This is a genomic window from Hymenobacter aerilatus (assembly GCF_022921095.1).
GTDB classification, from domain to species: Bacteria; Bacteroidota; Bacteroidia; order Cytophagales; family Hymenobacteraceae; genus Hymenobacter; species Hymenobacter aerilatus.
Window position 1 is genome coordinate 79,666 of record NZ_CP095054.1, and the last position, 21,528, is coordinate 101,193.

19 protein-coding genes are annotated in these 21,528 nt (G+C 57.7%); 14 read left to right on the forward strand and 5 right to left on the reverse strand.

Going from position 1 to position 21,528, the window contains the following annotated elements; translation table 11 throughout:
- Positions 1-29 precede the first annotated feature (29 nt).
- Positions 30-401, forward strand: a complete 372-nt coding sequence (locus MUN82_RS21960) for a hypothetical protein (protein WP_196294802.1) — start codon at positions 30-32, stop codon at positions 399-401.
- Complete coding sequence (locus MUN82_RS21965) at positions 398-763, forward strand: hypothetical protein (RefSeq protein ID WP_196294803.1); 366 nt, start codon at positions 398-400, stop codon at positions 761-763. Before MUN82_RS21960 ends, MUN82_RS21965 begins: the two co-directional genes overlap by 4 nt.
- Here the strand turns inward: MUN82_RS21965 and MUN82_RS21970 are convergent.
- Both MUN82_RS21970 and MUN82_RS21975 read right to left on the reverse strand, forming a co-directional pair.
- On the reverse strand, positions 760-1,797 hold the full coding sequence (locus MUN82_RS21970; RefSeq protein WP_245097696.1) for a hypothetical protein: 1,038 nt from the start codon (positions 1,795-1,797) through the stop codon (positions 760-762). The two genes, MUN82_RS21965 and MUN82_RS21970, sit on opposite strands and share 4 nt — an antisense overlap.
- 413 nt (positions 1,798-2,210) lie before the next feature.
- Positions 2,211-3,344 carry an ATP-binding protein gene (locus MUN82_RS21975; protein WP_245097699.1) on the reverse strand — a complete coding sequence of 378 codons (1,134 nt, stop codon included), beginning with the start codon at positions 3,342-3,344 and terminating at the stop codon, positions 2,211-2,213.
- Between the two features lie 237 nt (positions 3,345-3,581).
- On the opposite strand from MUN82_RS21975, the gene MUN82_RS21980 reads away from it, so the two are divergent.
- The 6 genes from MUN82_RS21980 (at position 3,582) to MUN82_RS22005 (ending at position 11,469) form a co-directional block, all read left to right on the forward strand.
- Positions 3,582-4,058 carry a LexA family protein gene (locus tag MUN82_RS21980; RefSeq protein WP_196294806.1) on the forward strand — a complete coding sequence of 159 codons (477 nt, stop codon included), beginning with the start codon at positions 3,582-3,584 and terminating at the stop codon, positions 4,056-4,058.
- A gap of 2 nt (positions 4,059-4,060) precedes the next feature.
- On the forward strand, positions 4,061-5,419 hold the full coding sequence (locus MUN82_RS21985; protein WP_245097702.1) for a Y-family DNA polymerase: 1,359 nt from the start codon (positions 4,061-4,063) through the stop codon (positions 5,417-5,419).
- A 96-nt stretch (positions 5,420-5,515) separates the two neighbouring features.
- Positions 5,516-7,618 carry an AAA family ATPase gene (locus tag MUN82_RS21990; RefSeq protein ID WP_196294808.1) on the forward strand — a complete coding sequence of 701 codons (2,103 nt, stop codon included), beginning with the start codon at positions 5,516-5,518 and terminating at the stop codon, positions 7,616-7,618.
- 216 nt (positions 7,619-7,834) lie between these two features.
- Entirely contained in the window at positions 7,835-8,992 is a 1,158-nt protein-coding gene (locus MUN82_RS21995; RefSeq protein WP_196294809.1) for a dsDNA nuclease domain-containing protein, read from the forward strand.
- A gap of 3 nt (positions 8,993-8,995) precedes the next feature.
- Complete coding sequence (locus MUN82_RS22000) at positions 8,996-9,562, forward strand: hypothetical protein (protein WP_196294810.1); 567 nt, start codon at positions 8,996-8,998, stop codon at positions 9,560-9,562.
- On the forward strand, positions 9,562-11,469 hold the full coding sequence (locus MUN82_RS22005; protein WP_196294811.1) for a hypothetical protein: 1,908 nt from the start codon (positions 9,562-9,564) through the stop codon (positions 11,467-11,469). The genes MUN82_RS22000 and MUN82_RS22005 overlap by 1 nt, the downstream gene beginning before the upstream one ends.
- 30 nt (positions 11,470-11,499) lie before the next feature.
- On the opposite strand, the gene MUN82_RS22010 is transcribed toward MUN82_RS22005, so the two are convergent.
- Positions 11,500-11,871, reverse strand: coding sequence for a hypothetical protein (locus tag MUN82_RS22010; RefSeq protein ID WP_196294812.1), 372 nt, complete (start codon positions 11,869-11,871; stop codon positions 11,500-11,502).
- Positions 11,841-13,787, reverse strand: coding sequence for a DNA topoisomerase (locus tag MUN82_RS22015; protein ID WP_245097703.1), 1,947 nt, complete (start codon positions 13,785-13,787; stop codon positions 11,841-11,843). The genes MUN82_RS22010 and MUN82_RS22015 overlap by 31 nt, the downstream gene beginning before the upstream one ends.
- Positions 13,788-13,881: 94 nt before the next feature.
- Between MUN82_RS22015 and MUN82_RS22020 the strand changes: the two genes are divergently transcribed.
- The 6 genes from MUN82_RS22020 to MUN82_RS22045 all read left to right on the forward strand — a co-directional run bounded on the left by MUN82_RS22020 (position 13,882) and on the right by MUN82_RS22045 (position 21,081).
- A complete protein-coding gene (locus MUN82_RS22020) occupies positions 13,882-14,745 on the forward strand; it encodes a hypothetical protein (protein WP_245097706.1) in 864 nt (287 codons plus the stop codon).
- A gap of 19 nt (positions 14,746-14,764) precedes the next feature.
- Positions 14,765-15,148 (forward strand): hypothetical protein, encoded by a 384-nt coding sequence (locus tag MUN82_RS22025; protein WP_245097709.1) that lies wholly within the window; start codon positions 14,765-14,767, stop codon positions 15,146-15,148.
- 142 nt (positions 15,149-15,290) lie between these two features.
- The gene (locus tag MUN82_RS22030; protein WP_245097711.1) at positions 15,291-15,815 is read left to right on the forward strand and encodes a hypothetical protein; all 525 of its coding nucleotides are present in this window, start codon (positions 15,291-15,293) and stop codon (positions 15,813-15,815) included.
- A 3-nt stretch (positions 15,816-15,818) separates the two neighbouring features.
- Positions 15,819-17,276, forward strand: a complete 1,458-nt coding sequence (locus MUN82_RS22035; protein ID WP_245097713.1) for a hypothetical protein — start codon at positions 15,819-15,821, stop codon at positions 17,274-17,276.
- A gap of 88 nt (positions 17,277-17,364) precedes the next feature.
- The gene (locus MUN82_RS22040) at positions 17,365-18,048 is read left to right on the forward strand and encodes a recombinase family protein (RefSeq protein WP_245097716.1); all 684 of its coding nucleotides are present in this window, start codon (positions 17,365-17,367) and stop codon (positions 18,046-18,048) included.
- 12 nt (positions 18,049-18,060) lie between these two features.
- Positions 18,061-21,081: a Tn3 family transposase gene (locus MUN82_RS22045; RefSeq protein ID WP_245097717.1), complete on the forward strand. Its 3,021-nt coding sequence runs from the start codon at positions 18,061-18,063 to the stop codon at positions 21,079-21,081.
- A 15-nt stretch (positions 21,082-21,096) separates the two neighbouring features.
- Here MUN82_RS22045 and MUN82_RS22050 read toward each other — a convergent pair whose 3' ends face one another.
- On the reverse strand, positions 21,097-21,507 hold the full coding sequence (locus MUN82_RS22050) for a toprim domain-containing protein (RefSeq protein ID WP_245097720.1): 411 nt from the start codon (positions 21,505-21,507) through the stop codon (positions 21,097-21,099).
- Positions 21,508-21,528: the final 21 nt, after the last annotated feature.

Here is a 21,528-nt window from a genome sequence, read left to right on the forward strand (position 1 = left end):
CAATCGAGGTTGTTTCGCACTTTTACAGGATGGAACACCTGCTCCAGCCTCGGCACCCGCTTGATAAGTATCACCAGTCGCAACTGGAATTTTTAGCTGCGCTCCCCGAAGAGCAGCGGGCCGAGCACGCCCGCTTGTTCCGGCTGGGCAATGCCAGCTACCGCTATCAGCAGCAGGCCGTGGGCGAAATCACCGAAGCCGACTACTTGGACTGGCTCGAAGGCTTGCCCGCCAATATGCGCCGCGTGGTCGAGCAGGAAGGCTTCGAGCAAAGCAAAAGCAGTCTGGCGCTACGCCGGCACGCGCTTGAACGGCGCGACCAAGGCTATTCCGCCTTCATGCAGGCCATCCTGTCGCCCGCAGACTGGGCCTACCAACAAAGCTTAATCCCGGAATCGTGAATTGCCCTGCTCCCCTCGCTGCGGCGCTGCAAGCGGTGGCCGCCGGCTTGCCCGATGCCACCAACCACTACTTCGTAAAAGCCAACTACTACGACCACGTCGATGGCGACCAGGAACGGTGGTGGCTGGCCGTCATGTGGCTCAACGAGGAAACGTCGCGAAACTTTGAGCTAGGCCCGGATGCGCTGCAGCTTGATGTGCTACTCGATGGCCGCCGCCTCGCTCACTGGACGCGCGTTAGTATTCCTTACGCTGAAATCTGGGACATTCTGCACCAACGCACGAAAGGCAGCCCCAATCCCAATGGGTGGGCTACCCTTCATTACGACCACGCGGCCATGCGTATGCCCCCCGTGGGCTAGCTCACCGCCAACGTGGCCAGCTGGTGAAAAGCGGCCTCGTCCAGCCGAAACCGGTCATTGATAGAAAGTGAGCTACGGCTGTTAAACAGCGCATAGTTCACTGCGTTGTAGGCCAGCCACAGATTGGCCGGCGTTTCCAGCAGTTTTACTTCTTCTGCCAGGCGGTCCATCGCATTACGCGCCAACATCTTCGGGACGCCACTTTCGGCAATGACACTGGCCAAATCTTCGGGCGTGGGCTGCTTGGCCAATTCCTTGTAGACACTGATGGTGGGGCTCAGGGAATGGGCCTGGCGCTGGAAGGCCGTGAAGATGATGGCTAGTTGCTTTTTGAACACGTCCAGGTTGAGGCCTTTGTGGTGAAACTTCTTCTCCACCAGCACCTCCAACTCCCGGTGCTCCTTGCGCTCGGTTTGCTCGACCAACTCGGCATCTTTGATTTTCAAGGCATCCTTGTACTTTTTCGGCTTGCCGTTCAGCAGCCAAGTCAGGTACTGGTCTAAGCTCATGTAGTCATCGGCCCAACCCATCAGCCCGTTGGTGCACACCTTGCGGTAGTAACTCACCCGCATTTTCGACGTGGTGGTGGTTTCTAAGTGCTCCTTCAATGCCGTGCCTTGCAGGGAAAAAGGAGTTTTTCCTGAATACGAGTTATTAATAATCATCGACTTATACAGCCGGTCCTTCACTTTAGCATTCGCTGGGCCCGACGAGATATTGATTTCGTCCGGTAATATCAGGTTGATAGAAAACTCGCCCTGGGGCGTGAAGCTGGCATCAATCGTGTGCTCCGGTAGGTATAGTTCCGCCGCCTCGCGCAACACTTCGTTTTTAATCAAACTGTATTCACCGCTCTGCATGGCGAATATGTTTTTCGTCCCATCCGGCAGCTCCCCCACAATGGCCTGCTTGCGGTCGTTGGGCACAATGCGGTAGCCAACTGGCAGAATGCTTTCCAATGGTAAGGCCTCGACTGGAAAGCAAAGGGCGTCCCAGGTGGTAGCTCGGTCTAGTTTGATGCTTTGCTGGCTCATGGAATGGGTTTTATGGCTGATTGGCACACCTAAGATACGAATTTTATTTGCAATTGCAAAAACGCAATTGTGATTTTATGATTGTAAATAAGCAATTGCAAAGTCATGAGTAGTCACGTCCGATTACTTTAGAGCTTCACTCTGACACACGATGCTTTCATACTTACCCGCGCTACTGTTGCTTCTTTCGTCCTCACCCCGGCCCGCGCCAGTGTATGTATGTGAAGGGTCTGCTTCCTACGCCTATCACATTTCACCGCGCTGCGAGGGTTTGGCCTGGTGTACGCGAACAGTAAAACCACTCACCAAGGCTGCTGCTCTGAAACTGGGCCGCCGCCCCTGTGGCCGCTGCGCTTATAGGAAGTAATCGATGACCTCCCCCGCCCTGACTAGGGGGAAGCGGCAGCTGACGCTTACAAATCCCGCACAGGGCCTTGTCGCCAGGCCTCGTAGAGGACAACTACTTTGTCAATATCCAGAGGACTTATGGCAGCGGCGTTGCCCTCTTTCCGCATAAGCTCCGCTGCATGCCGGGCCGCGTAGCTAGCTTGGGCCTCCTCAAAGCGTGCTGCATTGGCTACCAGGAATTCATTGAATGCCTGTCGTTCATTCTCATGCTTGAAAATCAAAAATGGCGAGGTGCTCCCTCTCGACTCCATTCTGCCGCGTCCTTCGGTCAGGAAAATCAAGAACCGGCCCTCGGCCGTGCTCATGTCATAGAAGTAGTAACGCAGGTCCCGGTCTGGCAACTCTACGTAATCGACGTCCGGCGCTGGCAGCATGAGCCGCATTTCATCGAGGTAAACATAGTCCAACTCAAACAGTGTAGTTGAGTTAAGCTTGAAAGTAGCGGTGCCCAGAAAGGAATTCTTATTGGTAAAAAAGTAGCTGTAGGGCTCCCAGAAAGGCTCTGGTGCGGAAAACTTAATCCGATAATCGGGAAAGTTCTGGTGGTAGGCGTATCGTTTGTTGCCCAGGTCTTTGAACCACTCTTCGGGCTGGCCCAGCAGGTGCTTCATGCGCTCAACCGGCAACATATCCAGCCCGAGCCGCTGCCGCCACATTTTTTCGATGCGCAATAAGTCGGCTGATGAGTTCAGCGGCGTATTGGTATCTCCTACCCGCGTGTAGACGTGGTGAGCCATTACCTTCCGGCCCCTATCCTGATAATCCTGCGTCAGCCAGTAGGGCTTGTAGGGATTGTCGAAAATCACCAGCACGTCTATTTCCTTGCCGTCCAGCACCAGCGTTTCCAACTCAACTTCTGGTCGGATACTGCCGGCAAAATGCTGGTTTCGGATAAAGTCGATATAATTAGCCTGGCTCTTTCGACCAGGTTCCACTGAAGAAAGACCTACGACGTTTGCGCCCTTAGCTGGGTCCTCGACGCCAAAAATCAGGTACCGCCTACCCTGATACAGGGAGTTAGCTAGGCAGAGCAGGTCATGCAACAGGTCGGCGTTGTTGTCGTGGTGCTTGACCTTGAAATCCCAGTGTTCCCCTTCGCGCTTTGAGGCAATCAGCTTTCTAACAACGGATTCCAGCATACGTGAGGCTTAATGAGCATTAACTAGGAGAGTAAACCTTCCGCAAGGTAGCAACTTGCTTGCCCTGTCAAGGATAGCCATTAGCAGTGCGTAGCTCCGCAAAAGGTCGGCTTGATTCAGGGCACAAGGTCAACGGTGAATACTGCGCAAGTGTAACCTATTGCCAATTTTATTAGTTACTGTTCTACTAATTAAATTGGCACACGTTACTTTGCGCTCCACTTATCATGTTGAGCTATGCGCGAAATAGAATTAATACGAGTCCCAGCGCCTACTTCAGTTCCATTCCTGCTACCTTATTTCAGTTGCCTGGTGCCGGCTGGTTTTCCTTCCCCAGCGAACGACCACGCTGAAGTCGAGGGCTTATTCGACTTGAATCGGCTACTGTTGCGGCACCCGGATGCCACGTACCTAGTGCGGGTATCGGGCGAGAGCATGGCGGGCGCGGAAATTCACGCCGGCGACTTGCTAGCCGTGGACAAGCACCTGGAAGCGGACCATAACCACGTGGTGGTCGCGGTGGTCGAGGGCGAAGTAACCGTCAAGCGGCTGGTGCGCAAGGGCCAAACCTGGTGGCTGATGCCCGAAAACCCTGCTTATAGCCCCTACGAGATTACCGACCCGGATGGGCTGCGAATCTGGGGAGTTGTGACCCACGTCGTGCACGAGTTGATACCCGGCAAGCTGCACGCCTTACTTCATACCCGCGAATAAATATGTACGGTCTACTGGATTGCAACAATTTCTACGTCAGCTGCGAACGAGTCTTCCAGCCGCGCTACGAAGGCCGGCCCGTAGTGGTGCTTTCGAACAACGACGGCAATATCATCAGCCGCTCGGCCGAAGCCAAGGCGCTGGGTTTGAGAATGGGCGACCCGTATTTTCAGGTAAAGGAACTGCTGCACCAGCATGATGTGGCCGTCTTTTCGAGCAATTATGCCCTCTACGGGGACATGAGTCGACGGGTGATGTGGTATCTGGGCCAGACGGCACCGGCCGTGGAAGTGTATTCTATCGACGAGGCGTTCCTGGACTTGGCGGGGCTGGAAAAATACCACGGCAGTCTGGATACCTTCGCCCGGAAGATTCGGGCGGGCGTCAAGTCCCGAACGGGCATTCCTACCTGCGTGGGCGTGGCCCCTACCAAAACCTTAGCCAAGCTCGCCAACCGCATTGCCAAGAAGAACCCGGACCTCGGCGGGGTGCTCTACCTCGACAACGCCGAGCGCAGAGCTTGGGCCCTGACGCAAGTGGAGGTGGGCGACGTGTGGGGCATCGGCCGGCAGTACGCCGCCAAGCTCGCCGCGGCCGGCGTTGGCACGGCCGCCGACCTGGCCCGCGTACCGGATGCCTGGGCGCGCAAGCACCTGGGCGGGGTGGTGGGGGCGCGCCTGGTGCAGGAGCTGCAAGGCCGTCCCTGCGCGGGGCTGCACCCTTCGGAAGATGGCACCCTCAGCCGGCAAAGCCTCAGTTGCTCGCGTACCTTCGGCCGGCCGCTCAGCGCTTTCTCGGATGTATTAGGGGCGGTATCAGCCTTTCTCTCCCGGGCGGCCGAAAAGCTGCGGGCACAAGGTGACACGGCCCATGTGCTGACCGTTTACATCAGCAAAAACCGCTTTGCTACCAACGTGCAGCCGCCCTTTTCGCGGTCAGCCACGCTAACATTGCCCATCGGGCCAACTGCCGATACTACGGTGCTGCTGAGCTATGCCCGCGCGTTGCTTAATCGACTTTGGGAGCCAGGCACAGTTTACCATAAGGCCGGCGTGGTGCTTGATGGCCTAGAGCCACCCGGAGTAGGCCAACAGCTTACTTTATTCGCTCCCACGCCTCCTGAACCCGAAAACAAAAGGGAGGAAAAAACTGCAGCAACCGGCCGACCGGCTTTGATGGCCAGTCTGGATGCGCTGAATTCCCGCTTTGGGAAGGGAACTGTACGCCTAGCTGCCGCAGTCCCAGCCCCAGGGCGTGGTGGGGTAGTCGGGAAAGCCCACGCCGCTCCCTGGGAGGGTAAAGCGCAGTGGCGCTCCCCGGCTTTTACTACGCGGTTGGAGGATTTATTAATCGTTCAGTAGCAATTAATATCCAGCCTCAGCAAGCCAAATTCTTTAGCTTAATTTTGATTACGATGTGGCTCGCGCCTTATCAGCCTTTCTCCCTTATAACGTAGCATGAAACTCATTCGATACCGGGTTACCAACTTCCGTTCTGTTATGGATAGCGGATGGATTGATTGCGATGATGTTACTACGCTAATCGGAGTTAACGAGGCAGGAAAATCCAACCTGCTGCTGGCTTTGTGGAAGCTCAAGCCAGCACAGGGCGGGGCTATAAATCCTCTGCAGGACATGCCAAGGCGGCATTATGCCGAGTGGCGAGATGCGGAAGAGAAGCCGGTCTTTATCGAAACCCAATTTGAGCTGGCACCCGAAGTGGTGGCGCAGGTAGTGAAGCTTTCCAACGCTATTCCTGCAAATGTCAGATTCGTAGAAGTCTCGCGTGACTTCAGCGGCACGCGGTTTGTGCGCTTTCCAGACGCAACTACAGCCAGTGGCATCCCCGCTGAGCTAGCCAGTGGTATTCTGGCAGCATCCCTTGAGCAGTTGGCTGCTGCTACTGAAGTGGGCAAAGGCGAAGCAGGCATTAAAGACAAATCGGCAGCAACGCTGGCGGAAGCCAAAGCGCTACTAGAAGCAGGGCTAAGCGCAACTGGCCGCATCTATGAAAAAACGCTGAATGAAGTAATTCAGCTCTTTTCTGGGGTGACTAGCAGCGCGCTAAAAGGCTCCACTATTGCGCCGCTGATGCTGCAGGCGAAACAGAAACTGGAAGGGTTAAAAACCGCGCTGAATAAGCCGGCCCCGCACAACCTGGAAGAAGTTCGCAAGCTCATTGTTGCGAAGCTGCCTTCGTTCGTGTACTACTCCAACTACGGCAACCTCGATTCGGAAATTTACCTACCGCACGTAATCAAAAACCTCAGTCGCACTGACTTGAGTGGCACTACCGAGGCTAAAACCCGAACCCTACGGGTGCTATTTGACTTTGTGGGGCTCGACCCGAAGGAGATATTGACCTTGGGCAATGAGGCAAAACCCGAACAATACTCGGAGATAACAGAAAAACAGATACAGGAAGTAGCCGAGCAGAAGAAGGAGCGCGACGTGCTGCTGCAATCAGCTTCGTCGCTGCTGACGCGCAAATTCCGGGAGTGGTGGAAGCAAGGCGACTATACTTTCCGTTTTGCCGCCGATGGCAGCCACTTCCGCATCTGGGTATCAGACAATATGCGCCCAGATGAAATTGAACTGGAAAACCGCAGCACAGGCTTGCAGTGGTTTTTGAGCTTCTACCTGGTGTTCCTAGTCGAAAGCCGTGACGCACACGAAGGGGCCATTCTGCTGCTTGACGAAGCGGGCTTGTCCTTGCACCCAATTGCTCAGAAAGACCTTAGCAAGTTTTTTGAGCATTTGGCCACCACCAACCAGATTATCAATACCACCCACTCGCCTTTTTTGATTGATACGAATCACATTGACCGGGCAAAAGTGGTATTCGTCGACGACAATGGCTTCACGGTTACATCGAGTGATTTGAAGGCTCCGCAAGCCGAGCAGGTGCGGCAAGGGCGCTCGGTGTATGCCGTACATGCGGCGCTCAATCTGAGCATTTCGGAAGTATTTCTCCAGGGTTGCTTGTCCGTCATTGTGGAAGGCACTTCCGACCAATATTATCTGAGCGCAGTGAAGCTCTTTCTCATTGGGGAAAAGCTTATTGCACCTCATCAGGAAATCGTATTTGTGCCCTCGGGTGGGGTTCGTGGTATGCAGAGCTTGGCGTCTATTCTTTCGACCAAGGAAAACCAGCTGCCATTTATCCTGCTTGACTCTGATAAGTCTGGCCTGGATATGCGAACCAAGCTGTTGAGTGACCTGTACAAGGGCAGTGACGACCGGGTACTACAGGTGCAAGAATTCAACGGCATGGCCCAGGCGGAGATTGAGGACCTGTTCCCGATTGAGCTGCTGGCATTTGGCATCAATAAGCTGTTTCGTGCGGTAGACGATGAAGCTTTTGAAGACGTGTATGACCCTAAGCTGCCTATCATCAACCAGATACAACAGTTCGCTGCGAAACATCAGGTAATATTGCCTGGGGGCTGGAAGGTAGAGCTGGCTAAACTAACAAAAGCCCGACTACTTCAGCGTGGCCGTCGCGACTTGACCGACGAAGTGGTTGCCGCCTGGACTGCTCTATTTCAGAAGTTTCAATAGCCACCTGGGCGCAGAAAGCTGGCAACGCCTTCCGCTACTTTATGGTGTACGAGCGCCGCGTGGTGGACGGGGCCTATAAGCTAGACGACTTTTTGAACGTATTGCGGGAGGTATAGCAGTTGCTTTCTAATGAAGGCGTCTGAGAAAAACTGGCTTTATTTACAAGCAAATTTCCAGACTGGCATTCAGCATGGGCCGTTATAACTTTTGTGCTTAATGCCCGAGTCGATATTTGACCAGCCTTTATCCGACCAAAGCGGTCGAAACGCACAACGCGGCTTTATCTATCAGAACCATTTAGGGGCTCGGTTTTGCCTTGAAATGTTGCTGGATACCAGCCTGCATCAAGTGTGGATGGAAAGCCACGATGACATTACGTTGCTCTGGAACACTGGTACTCCAGAAGCGGTATGCGAGTTCGTGCAAGTGAAGCATATGGAATTACCATCTCGGTGGACGGTAGAGAAAATCACGCACCGGGATGGCGGTAATGCAGGCACTTCGCTATGCGAAAAATCTTTGGCGCAGAGCCGTCACCAGGAAATAGCTAGGTTCCGCATTGCTACTTCCTACGATGTCAACGACACGCTGAAACCCATTAAGCTACCTCTGGGTTCGCCTGAACGCGCCACCCAGCATTCGCAAATTCAGGCTCTCATTGCTAGTATTAGTCGGCGCTTTAATGGCAGCCCACCACTTAGTCCCAAAGGAGAGGATATCACCTACTGGGCCGAAAACTGCTGGTGGGAGAAATGCCCTGACAGTATTGAAGCCTTATGGGCTCTGAATATCCAGCAATTGAATAGGGTTTTGCAAGTAAAAGGGCTGCGCTTGGAAATCGAACATCGCGATGAGCTGTACCTCCAGTTGCTGAGTAAGGTAGAACTCTGCTCTTATCGGGAGCCTTATCGGGAAAGGACCAATTTTAAGCTAGAGCGCCAAGAATTAACTGACTGGCTGGCAGAGCGCGTATACAAATTCAACCAAGGGCTAGCCGATACAAATTCGCTCAGCACCAAGCTGCGTGCTGCAGGCTTTGCAGCAGAAACTATCGCCGCAGCGCAGGAACTGAAACTGAAATACTTAGGCGAATGCCTTTCCAATGATTTTTGCGAACCCAGAACCTTACGGTTGTTGGAGGGCGAAATCCTGGATGCTCTGCTTGCCCTACGAAGCGAAAAGTATGCCCCCGGCTCTACCTTGAGCCCAAGAGAATTCCATGACTTGTGCGCGCAGACGGCCAAGGCCATCTTGCAAGGAGAGATGCTACATAATGGTGCAATTGGGGATAAGCCTATTCCCGGGTTTTTGGCTGTGGGGTATATGTATCAAGCAACGGACCGGTGCTTCGTACAATTTATTAATCCCGCGTAGCTCATGGAATCGCTGAAAACTGCCGGCAGAATCTCCAAGGGATTAACCCTAACCTCGGATGATTTTATTGAGTCCCACGCTTCGCGTCTGCTGCTGCTTGTGTTACTGTGTGGCAGCAAAGACCGCGCTACCTCCACCCAGAAAATCGAAGGATTGACTAAGCTGGCAAAGCTTGATTTTTTTGTTCGTTATCCTGCGTTCTTTCAGCGAGCCGCCCAAGCATTGGGGCATAATACCGTGGCAACAGAAAACAATAACTCCGACTCCAAGATGATTCGCTTTCACTACGGCCCTTGGGATAAACGCTACTACCAAGTTATTCCCTATTTGGAAGCCAAAGGGCTGTTAACTGTTACTAAGAAAGGCAGTGCCTACAATTTTACACTGACCGAGTTAGGCACTCGCATTGCTCGGCAGTTAAGTGAAGGTACGGGTTTCGAATCCTTGGTAGCTAAAATGGCTAAAGTAAAAGAGGTAATGAGCCCATTAAAAGGGAATCAACTAAAAGAGTTGATTTACAAACTATTTGAGCAAGAAGTAGCCAATAAAAAACTTAACGACATCATCTAATGGCCCGGCTACTTTTCATCCAGCACATTACCCGTATAAAGGCTGATGGAGCAGAAGAAACCCTCGAATTTGAGCCGGGGGTTAATCTGCTCGTGGGGCCTACTAATAGCGGTAAAACGGTGTGGCTGTCGATGCTGGACTATCTACTGGGTGACCGTAGCGGCGTGGAGGAGGCATTTGGTGTTGAAGATGTCAACGGAATGCTTTTAACTGATTCCTATGTGGCGCTTCGGGCAGTAGTGCGAATTGGGGATGAAGAATTCCTGCTGGAACGACACTGGAAAGAGCCCGGCCTAAAAACCAAAACTATTGTCGATGGAGCAGCGCTCGGGCCAGAGGAATTCTCGCATTTCATGATGGAGAAGCTCGGCATTCCGTTACACCGGTTTGTCAAGGGCAATCCCTACGCTGACTCTAAATTGGTGGAGATAAGCTTCCGGATGATGCTTCGGCATATGTACTTGCAGGAGCGATTCTGGAACGATATTGCTGAACGCCAGCCTCCTGTGGAACAACATGCAGTGCTAGCCCAGATGCTGAGCTTGACAGATGCCATCTTCTCACCTATCACTGAGCAGATTATGGAACGCCGTAAGGCTTTGCTTGCTTTACAGGCAGAGAAAAAGCAGTTCGAATCTGTGCTTGACCGTATTGTGCGAGGATTTAATCACGAAGGAGGGAGCGACATTGTTTACTCCAATGATATCACAGCCCAAGCCCGTATTCAGGAGCTACAAGCTAAAAACGCCACTTTATTAAAGTTGCGTAACGATGTCATTTCGGGTGGGGTAAGCACAGCTCTTCAACGTACTGATATTGGTAATTCAGTCGAAGTCAATTTATCGCAGCTAAAAGCGTCACTCGTTGCCGACCAAGAACGGACTGCGGAAGACCGGGAGCGCCACACAACACGATTGCAGAAGTTTGAAGGTATTCTAGCCAACGTCGACCTGGAACTAGACCGATTAAACCGCTTGCAAACCGCCGGCAGTGTATTTGCCGACCTAAAAGTGACTCACTGCCCCGCCTGCGACCAGCCTGTTATTGACGATGAGTCTGACCCCGACAACTGTTTTTTATGTCACCGGCCCCTCCCTATTGAGGAAGTATCCAACCGGTTAGATTATGAATTGAAACAGTTAGGAGATGAACGCAGGGAACTACTGGAAATCATCGCTAAGATGGCTACCGAGTTAACGGCCATCCGAAATACAGAAGCTAGACTGGTGGAACAAGCAGCTCGTGTAGACCGGGACCTAACTCCTTTACGAGAGCAAGTTACAGCACTTGTTGACCCTCGCCTAAGTCGGATTGATGCTGAGCGCGGTCGTATTGCAGAGCAAATTGAGAATTATCGCCGCATTGCTCGGAGCTTGGAAGTACGTAACCAATTGGTACGTGATATCGAGGTGGTGACCAAGCAAATTCAGGTATTGGAAAAGAATGAAGCTCAACAAGCTCCAGTCGACTTCCAACAGCCTGCTGATGATTTAACAGCAGGTATGATGCACTATATCAATGAAATTGCGAAGAATAAGCCTGACCGATGGCCACTGCAAGGTCGAATTGACTTAACCATCAATGAGCGCGGATTTAATTTTAATATTGGTCGCACAAAATGGTCGTCTATTGGTGCTACCCTACGTGCTTACTTCTTGCTTGCCTATCACTATGGATTATTGCGCCTTTCGCTTAATGAACAATACAAGTACCCTGGCTTCTTAATCATTGATTTTCCAGCTGCTCTTGCTGATGGTGCATCCTTAGACGAAGCTGAAAACTATTTAGTACAGCCTTTCATCGACTTATGCAACGGCACGGAAGCAGAACTACAAGTTATCATTGCTGGCCGTTCCTTTGAAAATATTCAGGGAGCTACGGTTTATAAATTCAATAAGCAGCGTTGAGTTTTAGAGGTCGACTTCCTTTCAATGGCATCACGCTTGATTATTAACCGGACTTAGATAAGCCATTTGTTCCTGAAACGTAGCCAATGCTCTAGCATTCGGCAACAGGAAGCGTTGGCTGGGGCTGTCCGGTGGAAACTGTAGCAACTCGTTCGGCACGTCGAGGCTCCGTAACAGCCGGTGCAGCAACCGGGGCTCCTCCTTCTTCAAATTGCCGTTTTTCAGATTGATGATGGTGGTGTAGGGAAACTTGTGCGCCTCGCAAAACGGTAGCAACCCACCCCGCGCAATCATTTTCAACCGGCTCTGGGCGTAGTGCAGCGCGTCCTGATAAGGCAGGGCCAGGCTCAGGTCGGGAAAGCTCAGGGGCGCTACTTCCGGCCCGCGTTTTTCTTCTTCCATGCTTTGTAGCTTTTAATCATTTCGGCGGCCTGTTCGGCCGTGGTGGTTCGGGCCTGCTCTTCCGTACAGTCGGGCTTAAACTTAGCTTTTACCTCCCCATCGGTGACATAGAGGCCCCACTCGTTGCGGCCGATGGTGTACTTGCCCACGGTGGCCAGCACGTTTTTGGCGGCCTCGGCCTGGGCTTTGATGAGGTAATTGACGGCCAGCACCGGGGTAACGGCCGCGGCCGATATGCCGGCCGGCACGTTGAAGTACTGCTCGCGCCACTTCAGGTAAACGCCTTTCGGCCCCTGCCCTACTACCACCGGCTTGCCTTCATGCAGGCCCACCTCGCGGGGAGCCGACGCCCGGCGCTGGCTGATTAGGTCCCGCGCCTGCGCTTCGCTCAGCTGCGCGGGGGTGATGCTTTCGGGAATGTTGTAGTATTTCTCGGCGTGCAGAATGTAGGGCCCGTTTTTGCCGGTACCCACCAGCATTTCCGTGCCCTCGAACTGGCCGATGAGGCGCTTCTGCAGCTCAGCCCGGTCCGGCGTGAGCTGGTCGGCGGCGGCCACCCAACCCAGTAGGTTCTGGTCGAACATCGGCACGAACTGCTGGTAGGTCTGCTGGCCCCGGGCAATCTTGTCGAATACGGCCTCGCAGCCGGCGGTGAACTTGTAGTCCATCACCTTGGGAAAATTGCGCTCCAGAAACTCCGTGACCTGCGTGCCGGTGGCCGTGGGCAGCAGCTTGTCCTTATCCGCGCCCAGCGTCTCGCTGCGCTGGCTGGTACTCAGCTGCCCACCCTGCCAGGTCAGGACCTGCGCAGTGAGCTTCTTGCCCGCCACGCTGCCGGTGCTGATGTACTGGCGGGCGAAAATGGTGCGTAGGATGGATGCGTAGGTGCTTGGCCGGCCAATGCCTTGCTTTTCCAGGTCCGCGACCAGGGTGGCCTCGTTGTAGCGCTTGGCGGGCCGGGCAAAGCTCTGCCGCGCCTCCAGCTTTACCAGTGTCAGCGCCTCGCCCTCCTGCACCGGATGCTTGAGGGTCGTTTCCGCCTCGTCATCGGGCTCCTCCCCTTCTTCCTCGGCGTCCTGGTACACGGCCAGGTAGCCGGCGCGGGTGAGCACGCGGGTGGAGCTGGTGTAAGTGTCGGCAGCATCGGCCGCCGGCGCGAGGGCTATGGTGGTCTGGTCGTACTGGGCGGCCAGCATCTGCGAGGCCAGGGCGCGGGAGTATATCATCCGGTAGAGGGCCTGCTCGTCGGGCGTATCGCCGGCCTGGGCCTGCTCCCAGTGCGTGGGGCGGATGGCTTCGTGGGCTTCCTGCGCGCCGTCCTTGTTCTTGGTCTGGCGGGCCTGGAACTGGCCGGCCCCGAACTGCGCGGTAATCTGCGCCTGGGCCTGCCGGGTGGCTTCTTCGCCCAGGTTCACGCTGTCGGTGCGGATGTAGGTAATATGCCCGCCCTCGAAGAGCTTCTGGGCCAGGTCCGACACCTTCTGCACGGTAAAGCGCAGCTTTTTCACGCCCTCCTGCTGCAGCGTCGAGGTGGAGAAGGCCGGGGCGGGCTGCCGTTCCACCGGCTTTTTCTCCACGCTCAGCACCCCGAAGTCCGCGCCGCGGCCAATCTGCAACAAGTAGGCCTGCCCTTCATCGAGCGCCGCGAAGGGCGGGGCCGTGCGGCGGGCGCGCAGTTGCTCGCCTTGGCTGGTCTGCAGCGTGGCCACCACCGGCACCGTAAACGTGTCGGTGAACTGCTGAATCTGCCGCTCCCGCTCCACCACCAGGCGTACGGCCACTGACTGCACCCGGCCCGCCGAGAGGCCGGCCGCCAGCTTGCGGTTGAGCACCGGGCTGATGGTGAAGCCCACCAGCCGGTCCACTGCCCGGCGACCTTCCTGGGCGTGCACTAGGTGCAGGTCCAGGGGTCTCACTAGAGTAGGAACAGAAAACCCCGCTAAGGAAATTTAGCCAGCATCAGCCGGGGAAAAGCAAGTAACTTATCTTGCTTGCGCTAGCCTCTCCGTTATGTACCACACTGCTTCCGCCGGCCCCGACCAGCCCAATTACTTCAGCGACCCGGACCAACTTCCAGGGTTACTCCAGCAACTCGTCGCGGACCTGGATGACCCCGCCATTGCCTATCTGCTGGGAGGGCACTACTACGAGCGCACGAACCACCCACGCTACCGGCACTTCCCCGCCGTCTTTGCCCTGCGGCAGGGCGAGGTGACCAATGTGGAGGTCGGCCATGATTTCGTGGCCTTCGACACCGAATTCGTTCGCTACCCCGAACGAGGTGAATTGCACGGTCCGGGTCCGTGGGCCGACCGCTTCCGCGCCACCGTGCCCTTCGCCCAACTTTATCAACTCTGCCGCCAAGTGCTCACCCCGGCCGAGCAAGCGGCCGAAGAGGTGAGCTATGGGCCGGAAACAGTCCTCTACTATAATGCGGCGGTCTATAAGCAGCATCCTACCCCGGCTGACATTAACCAAGCCTATGCGGCCGTGCCCTCCTCGGGCGAGCACCCGCTGGTGGCCGTGCTCACGGCGGTGGCAGCGGGTCTGGCTGACCCCGACAACCACTACCTGATTAATACGACTGCTTTTGAGAGTCCGGACGGACCTGTGTTACTCGGCATGCTCCATGTACACGCCCAAACTACCCGCGACCTAGTTATCGAGGCGGACGCCTTCACCTGCTCGGTGCTCCTCGACCCGTACGACCGGCAGCGGTGGTCGACCATCCAGGTGAACTTTGCCCAGGTCTGGCAAGTGCTGCGCAGCGATAGTCCGCAGGCGGACCTGGAGGAAGTCGAAGACGCTGGCGGCTTACTCTATCATGCCCCGGAGGTGTTGAGTGCCTACGCCCAGCAGGGGCGGCTAGCTTAATCTATTTGCTACCTCCTCGATGGAAGAACTCCTCCGCCCCCGCCATCCTCTGGACAAATACCACCAGGCGCAACTAGACTTTCTCGCGACGCTGCCGGAAGCGCAACGCGCCTATCACGCCCGGCTGTTTCGCTTGGGCAACGCCAGCTACCGCTACCAGCAGCAGGCCGCGGGCGAGGTGACAGAAGATGACTTCCGCCATTGGCTCGAAGGCTTGCCTGAGAAGATGCGAGCAGCTATGGAGCGCGACGGCTTTGAGGCGAGCAAGAGTTGCCTGCCGCTGCGGCGACACGCCCTCGAACGCCGCGACCTGGGGTACGATGCGTTTCTACAAGCCATCCTCTCCCCCGAGGACTGGGCCTATCAACAGGAAGTAGCGCAGGCCTCAGCTCCCAAGCCTTAACTCAGCGACGGGAAAAGAATAACGGTCGACGACCAAGTTTGAGTGGTCGAATAGGTGTTTCAGGTAAAAGTTTCATGCTAAGAATGGTCGTTCTTATCTTGAAACCACCTAGATTTGGGAGTCTTTCATCTCCTCTTACCCCATGCCTGCGCAGCCGACTTACCCGCACTTCGTGTATGACCCCCGCATCCGTACCCACTTGCGCTATAATTCACCGGTGTGGGTTTTCCTGGCGGGGGAAAGTCAGCTGCAAGTGCAGCACCTGAGCGAGCCCCGATTGCTACATTCGGCCGAGGCCTCGCCCTGTACCGAGCAGGCATTTCGGGAGGCGGCGCAGGCCGCCTACACGCGAGTCGTACTCGGCCCTAATCAAACAGCAGCCAACTCGTCCGGGCAGTACCAGCGCCGGCGCGAGATGCCCAATGCGTGGTACTACCAGCTGCTAGGTCCAGGGGTAGAGTTGCGCCTTAACTTGAGCGAGGTTAAGGACCAGGGTTTAAATGTAAATCTTCTGCTAGAAGATATGGGCACCATTCCGGGCCTCGTCGTTGGGCCGGCGCGCAGTACCGACCCCCGCCGGGTGGCCATTGCCGCAGCGGAATTTCAGGCTGCGTTGCAGCGGGCCGTGCCGGCGCTGATAGCCGCTGCTCAGGGTAGGCCAGCTTAAAAGATGAAAGTCGTCGACCCACCCCACCTCAATGACCGGCAGCGCCAGTACTTGCTGGCCGCCTATCAAACTGACCAACAAGTCGAGCAAGACCGCAAGCTAGACTATCTGCGTGGCACGAACGACCGACGGCGAGCGGCAGAATGGCGCTGGCTCCCCTACGGGTGCTGGGAGCATTGGATGGGCCGGCCACCGACTCCCCTCCGCGAACAATTAGCGAGCCTCGACGCTAGGCTGATTAGCGAGGGTACCGGTAGCACGTGGCGGGCGCTAGCTCAGCGGGGGTTGCTGGAAGTAGAAGACCAATTGCCTTACCTGGTTGCTGACCTACCCGAGGTCATGCACTATAATTTGCCGCATATCCGCCTGACCCCGGCCGGTCGCAAGCTGGCCCGGCAGTTGCTGGGCGAGGTGCGGGCCAAGAAGCCGAGCAACGTGTTGGCCCGAGCTACCTGGCAACTGCTGGGCCAGCTGTGGCAGCGCGACCCGAATGCCACGCACCAGACGCCGGCCTACGCCAGCGACGACGTGTTTAGCCGGCTCGAACGGGGCGTCCCTATGCAAAAGGTGCTCGGGCAGGCGAACCACGAACGCTTGGTGGTGGGGTGGCCAACCTATGGCTTGACGACGGTAGGCCGCATTTATTACTACCAGCACTACGCCGCCAACGTGGCCGCTCACCCCGAGGTGGCCGCGCCGGACCCGGGGCCCCTGCCCACCGAGCTGGTGACTCGCCTCGAGCAACTGGATGAACAGGCGCGGGCATTGGTGCACATGCCCCCAGCTGGCCTATTCGAGCAATGGCAGTACGCGTTGCGCACCGGCTTTTCGGCGTTTCCCGTGTATTTGGAACCCTACCAGCGGCAGGACTGGGTACGGCGCGGCCTACCTGACTCCCCGCCGGTGGCAGGCTTGCGGGAGTTGGGGCGCTGGGGCAGCAATCTCTACGCGAGCTGGCGTCTCTACGTGCGCGACTGGTACCTGCGCCACCAACTCGCGCCGGCCGACTGGAGCCGGTACTGCCTCTGGCAGGCCGTGGAGCTGGTAGCCGGCAAGCTGGCGTGGCAGCGCAACCGCCTTCAGATTACGGCGTCTTACTCGGAAAGGCTAGGAGTGGTGCGCGGCTCGCTGGGCCGCTATACGTCGAACTACCAGGTCCGTGAACTCGGTAACACTATGCGGCAGCTGGCCTGGCAGCATCACTGTTCCCGGTGGCTGGTCAACCTGCGGCACGTAGAGAACATCAATGTGCCGTTGCTACGCCGAGGCTTGGTGGATGGCTTTATTCAGGCCGGCGTGCAGCTCGCGCCAGCTGCTGCCCTCCGGGTGGCGGTCGTGGCCCCGCCCCTTTCGCTCACCGACTGGCAGGCCAGCTTGCCGGCCGAGCTAAACTGGGGCGCTTTTACCTGGCACGAACTACCGAACGAGCCAGCGGCGGAAGCGTGGCTAACCCAGCTATGAGCCCGCTCGCGACGCTCCCTTCTAGGCTGCCCTGTTTATAGCTGGCTGTAAGCAACATAAATAGACTTTTTTGAAAAAGAATTAGTTAATGGATTACGTGCTCTATCTGCGCGCCTCCACGCAGCGTCAGGGCCTGAGCGGGCTGGGCCTGGAAGGCCAGCGCCTAATTGCCTATCGCTTCTTACAGGCCGGTGACCGTATTCTGTCCGAGTACATTGAGGTGGAGAGCGGCCGCAAAAATAACCGGCCTGAGATGGCCAAAGCCATTGTGGAAGCGCGCACCACCGGGGCTATCCTATTAGTAGCTGAAATGTCGCGCCTGGCGCGCAGCGTCTACTTCACCTCGAAGCTGATGGAGGAAAAGGTGCGCTTCAAGGCCTGCGACATTCCCCATGCTGACGAGTTCACCATCAATATCCTGGCGGCCGTGGCGCAGAAGGCAGCTAAGGATATTTCCGAGAGCACGAAACGCGGCCTGGCGGCCAAAAAGGCCCGCGGCTTTGAGCTAGGCAACCCGCAGAACTTCACCAGCGACTCGCGGGCACTGGGCCGGGCCGCCGTACAGCATAATGCCCAAGAGAATGTGGCCAACAAGCAAGCCCGACGGCTGGCGATGCTGTTGCGCCGCGATGGCCTGACGCTGGCCGCCATCGCCGACGAGTTGAACACCCACGGCTACCGCACCCGCCGGGGCCAGCTCTTTCGCAAGAGCACCGTCTACCGGCTGCTGCCCCGTAAGCAGCCGCTGGCAGCAGAACCAGTAACTACCTAAGAACTGCTTCAGATGCCCGTAGAGTTTCTGAGCGACGAGCAAGCAGCCCGCTACGGGCGCTACCAGGCGGACCCGAATGCGGAGCAGCTCACCCGCTACTTCTACCTCAGCCCGGCCGATGTCCAGTTTCTGGCACAGCGCCGCCGGGCGGCGAATAAGCTGGGCTGCGCTGTGCAAATAGGTACGCTGCGGTTCCTGGGTACCTTCCTGCCGGAGCCCACCCAGGTACCTGCCGTGGTCGTGCAGACGCTGGCCACGCAATTGGGCATCGACCCCGCTGAGCTCGCCGGGTATCGCAAGCGCCCTAACACCTGGCACGAGCACCAGCCCCGCATCCTGGCGTACTTGGGCTACCAGCCTTATGACGCCCAGCAATCCTTTCGGCTGACCCGCTGGCTCTACGCGCAGGTGCTGACCAGCACCGTGCGGCCCAGCGTGTTGGTCGATTTGGCCACGGCGCACCTGGTGGCGCAGCGGGTGGTCTTACCCGGCGTCACGGTGCTGGCCCGCCTGATTGCCCGGGTGCGCGAACGCACAGGCCGCCACCTCTACCGCCAGCTGCACGCGCGCCTCACCGGGCCCCAGCGAACCGCGCTGGCCGCGCTGCTGACTGTGCCGGCCGGAGAGCGACTTACCCAGCTGGAGTTGCTGCGCACCTCGCCCACCCGCGTTTCGGCGCCGGCCCTGGTAGCTGCGTTGCACCGCGTAGAGCAGATTCGCGCCCTCGGGGTCAGCACCGTACCCGTAGCTGACTTACCGGAGGCTCGCTTGGCGCGCCTGGCGCGCCAAGCCCAACTAGCCTGGGCGCAGACGCTGGTGCGCATGAGCGAAGAGCGCCGCCTGGCTACCCTATTGGTCTTCGGGCAGGCCCTCGAGCGCACGGCCACGGATGACGTGCTCGACCTTTTCGATAACCTGCTGACTTCGCTGGCGCTGCGCGGGGAAACCAAACGCCGGCGCGAACGCCTCCGCTCGCTCAAGGACCTGGACCAGGCCGCCTTGGTGTTACAGCAAGCTGTCCAACTGCTGCTCGACGAGGCCGTACCGGCCGCGGGGCTGCGCCAGCAGGTACTCGGCGCGGTTGGCGAAGAGCGCCTGCGCGCCGCGGCGGCCACCGTGCAGGAATTAGCCAGCCCCGCGGACGACCCATTAGCGGAAGCCCTGAGTAGTAGCTACGCCAGCGTCCGCCGATTTCTGCCGGCCTTGCTGACGGGCATCACGTTCGAGGGCACCCCCGCCGCCCGGCCGCTGTTGGAAGCCTGGGCTTTTTTGCAGCAGCAGGAAGCCGGTGGGCGGGGCCGCCCGAAGTGGGCCGCCGCGCCGCGTACCGTCGTGCCGGGGAGCTGGGCGCGGCGGGTGTTTCCCACCAAGGGCGAAGTCAACGTGCCGGCCTACACCCTCTGCGTCGTGGAGCGGCTGCACCAGGCCTTGCGCCGCCGCGAAGTCTTTGTGCCCACCAGCGAGCGCTACGCCGACCCGCGGGCGGAACTGCTGCGTGGCGCGGCCTGGGAAGCGGCGCGCGATTCCGTCGCCCGGGCGCTGGGCCGCTCCCTCGACCCGACCGTGGAGTTGGCTCGCCTACAAGAGCAGTTGCGGGCAGCCTACACCGAGGTAAGCGAGAACCTGGCACACAACACGGCCCTGCAACTGATTCAGCACGAGGGAGTCCCAGTGGTAATGCTTACCCCTTTACCCGCTCAAACCGAGCCCGTTAGCCTGGTCCGCCTGCGGACGCAGTTAACCAACCAGCTGCCGCAGGTCGAATTAGCCGCGCTGCTACTGGAGGTGGAAGCCTTTACCGGTTTCGCCGGTGCCTTTACCCACGTCGCTGATGGCCAGCCCGCTGCGCCGGACTTGCCGCTGAGCATTTGCGCCGTGCTGCTGGCCCAGGCCTGCAACATCGGCCTGAAAACGGTGGCCCGGGCCGACGTGCCGGCGCTGACGCTGGCGCGCCTGGCGTGGGTGCAGCAAAACTACGTGCGGGGCGAAACGCTGACGGCGGCCAATGCCTGCCTGGTCGATGCCCAGACGGGGCTGCCGTTGGCGCAGGCGTGGGGTGGCGGGGAAGTGGCCTCGGCCGATGGTATGCGCTTCGTAGTGCCCCTGCGCACCCTGCACGCGGGGTGGAACCGCAAGTACTTCGGGGCCGAGCGCGGGGTGACCTACTACAACTTCACCAGCGACCAATTCGCAGGCTTTCATGGCATCGTGATTCCGGGTACGTTGCGCGACTCGCTTTTTATTCTGGCCGGGCTGCTGGAGCAGCAGACCAGCCTGGACCCGCGCGAAATCATGGCCGATACCCACGGTTTCAGCGAAGTGGTCTTCGGCCTATTTGCCTTGCTGGGCTACCGCTTTAGTCCCCGGCTAGCCGACTTAGCGGACCAGCGCTTCTGGCGCTTGAATAAGGAAGACGACTACGGCCCGCTCAACGAGTTGGGTCGCCACGTGGTCAATGCCCGTCTGATTCACGACCACTGGGAGGATATGCTACGCCTGGCCGGCTCGCTCAAACTCGGCAAAGTCAAGGCCACCGCCGTGATGCGCACCCTGCAACGGTCGGGCTCGCTCTCGGGCCTGGGGCGGGCCGTGGCGGAACTAGGTCGGGTGGAGAAGACGCTGTATCTGTTGGCCTATGTGCAAGATGAGGCCTACCGCCGGCGTATCTTGGTGCAACTCAACCGCGGCGAGGGACGGCATGCGCTGGCCCGGGCCGTCTTCCACGGCAGGAAGGGTGAGCTGCGCCAGCGCTACCGCGAGGGCATGGAAGACCAGCTAGGCGCACTGGGGCTAGTTGTCAACGCGTTGGTGCTGTGGAATACACGCTATCTACAGCGGGCTCTGGAGCAGTGGCAACAAACGGAAGGGGAGCCGGCGGCCGACGAGGTAGCGCGCCTCTCGCCCCTGCTGCACGAGCACGTCAATATGCTGGGGCGTTACGATTTTACGCTGCCGGACCGCATTGCGGCCGGAGAGTTACGTTCCTTGCGCAGCCCCACCGCTTGGGAAGAGCACTTGGCACAAATTCCTTAGCGGGGTTTTCTGTTCCTACTCTAGTGCGACCCCGTCCACTGTGGTGGGCGCAGCCAGCGCGGCTTTGATGGCCTTCTCGGTGATTTCCTGGAAGGCAATGCGCTTGGTCGTGCGCGGGTCGAGGCCCAGCACTTCGCAGAGGTGAAACGCAATGGCCTCGCCCTCCCGGTCGGGGTCGGTGGCCAGATACACGCCCTGGGGGCCGGCGGTTTTGGCCAGGCGGCGCAGGTTGGCCACCACGGACTTCTTATCGTCGCTGACGATGTATTTCAGGGCGTGGCCGTGCTCGCGGTCAATGCCAATATCCGCCCCGCCCACGGGCAAATCCCGAATGTGGCCCACCGAGGCGGCTACTTCGTAATCGGGCCCCGCGTAGCCCTTGATTTTTTTAATCTTATTGGGGCTTTCGACGATAATAAGCTTCATGCTGGGTAGCTAGTACGCAGC

Bases quoted from the DNA above. Each gene is read 5' to 3' on its own strand.
- MUN82_RS22045 (WP_245097717.1), top strand. From the start codon at position 18,061: ATGCCCGTAGAGTTTCTGAGCGACGAGCAAGCAGCCCGCTACGGGCGC.
- MUN82_RS21995 (WP_196294809.1), top strand. From the start codon at position 7,835: ATGCCCGAGTCGATATTTGACCAGCCTTTATCCGACCAAAGCGGTCGA.
- MUN82_RS21960 (WP_196294802.1), top strand. From the start codon at position 30: ATGGAACACCTGCTCCAGCCTCGGCACCCGCTTGATAAGTATCACCAG.
- MUN82_RS22030 (WP_245097711.1), top strand. From the start codon at position 15,291: ATGCCTGCGCAGCCGACTTACCCGCACTTCGTGTATGACCCCCGCATC.
- MUN82_RS22020 (WP_245097706.1), top strand. From the start codon at position 13,882: ATGTACCACACTGCTTCCGCCGGCCCCGACCAGCCCAATTACTTCAGC.
- MUN82_RS21975 (WP_245097699.1), bottom strand. From the start codon at position 3,344: ATGCTGGAATCCGTTGTTAGAAAGCTGATTGCCTCAAAGCGCGAAGGG.
- MUN82_RS22005 (WP_196294811.1), top strand. From the start codon at position 9,562: ATGGCCCGGCTACTTTTCATCCAGCACATTACCCGTATAAAGGCTGAT.
- MUN82_RS22050 (WP_245097720.1), bottom strand. From the start codon at position 21,507: ATGAAGCTTATTATCGTCGAAAGCCCCAATAAGATTAAAAAAATCAAG.
- MUN82_RS22010 (WP_196294812.1), bottom strand. From the start codon at position 11,871: ATGGAAGAAGAAAAACGCGGGCCGGAAGTAGCGCCCCTGAGCTTTCCC.
- MUN82_RS21980 (WP_196294806.1), top strand. From the start codon at position 3,582: ATGCGCGAAATAGAATTAATACGAGTCCCAGCGCCTACTTCAGTTCCA.
- MUN82_RS21985 (WP_245097702.1), top strand. From the start codon at position 4,061: ATGTACGGTCTACTGGATTGCAACAATTTCTACGTCAGCTGCGAACGA.
- MUN82_RS22040 (WP_245097716.1), top strand. From the start codon at position 17,365: ATGGATTACGTGCTCTATCTGCGCGCCTCCACGCAGCGTCAGGGCCTG.
- MUN82_RS22035 (WP_245097713.1), top strand. From the start codon at position 15,819: ATGAAAGTCGTCGACCCACCCCACCTCAATGACCGGCAGCGCCAGTAC.
- MUN82_RS22000 (WP_196294810.1), top strand. From the start codon at position 8,996: ATGGAATCGCTGAAAACTGCCGGCAGAATCTCCAAGGGATTAACCCTA.
- MUN82_RS22025 (WP_245097709.1), top strand. From the start codon at position 14,765: ATGGAAGAACTCCTCCGCCCCCGCCATCCTCTGGACAAATACCACCAG.
- MUN82_RS21970 (WP_245097696.1), bottom strand. From the start codon at position 1,797: ATGAGCCAGCAAAGCATCAAACTAGACCGAGCTACCACCTGGGACGCC.
- MUN82_RS21990 (WP_196294808.1), top strand. From the start codon at position 5,516: ATGAAACTCATTCGATACCGGGTTACCAACTTCCGTTCTGTTATGGAT.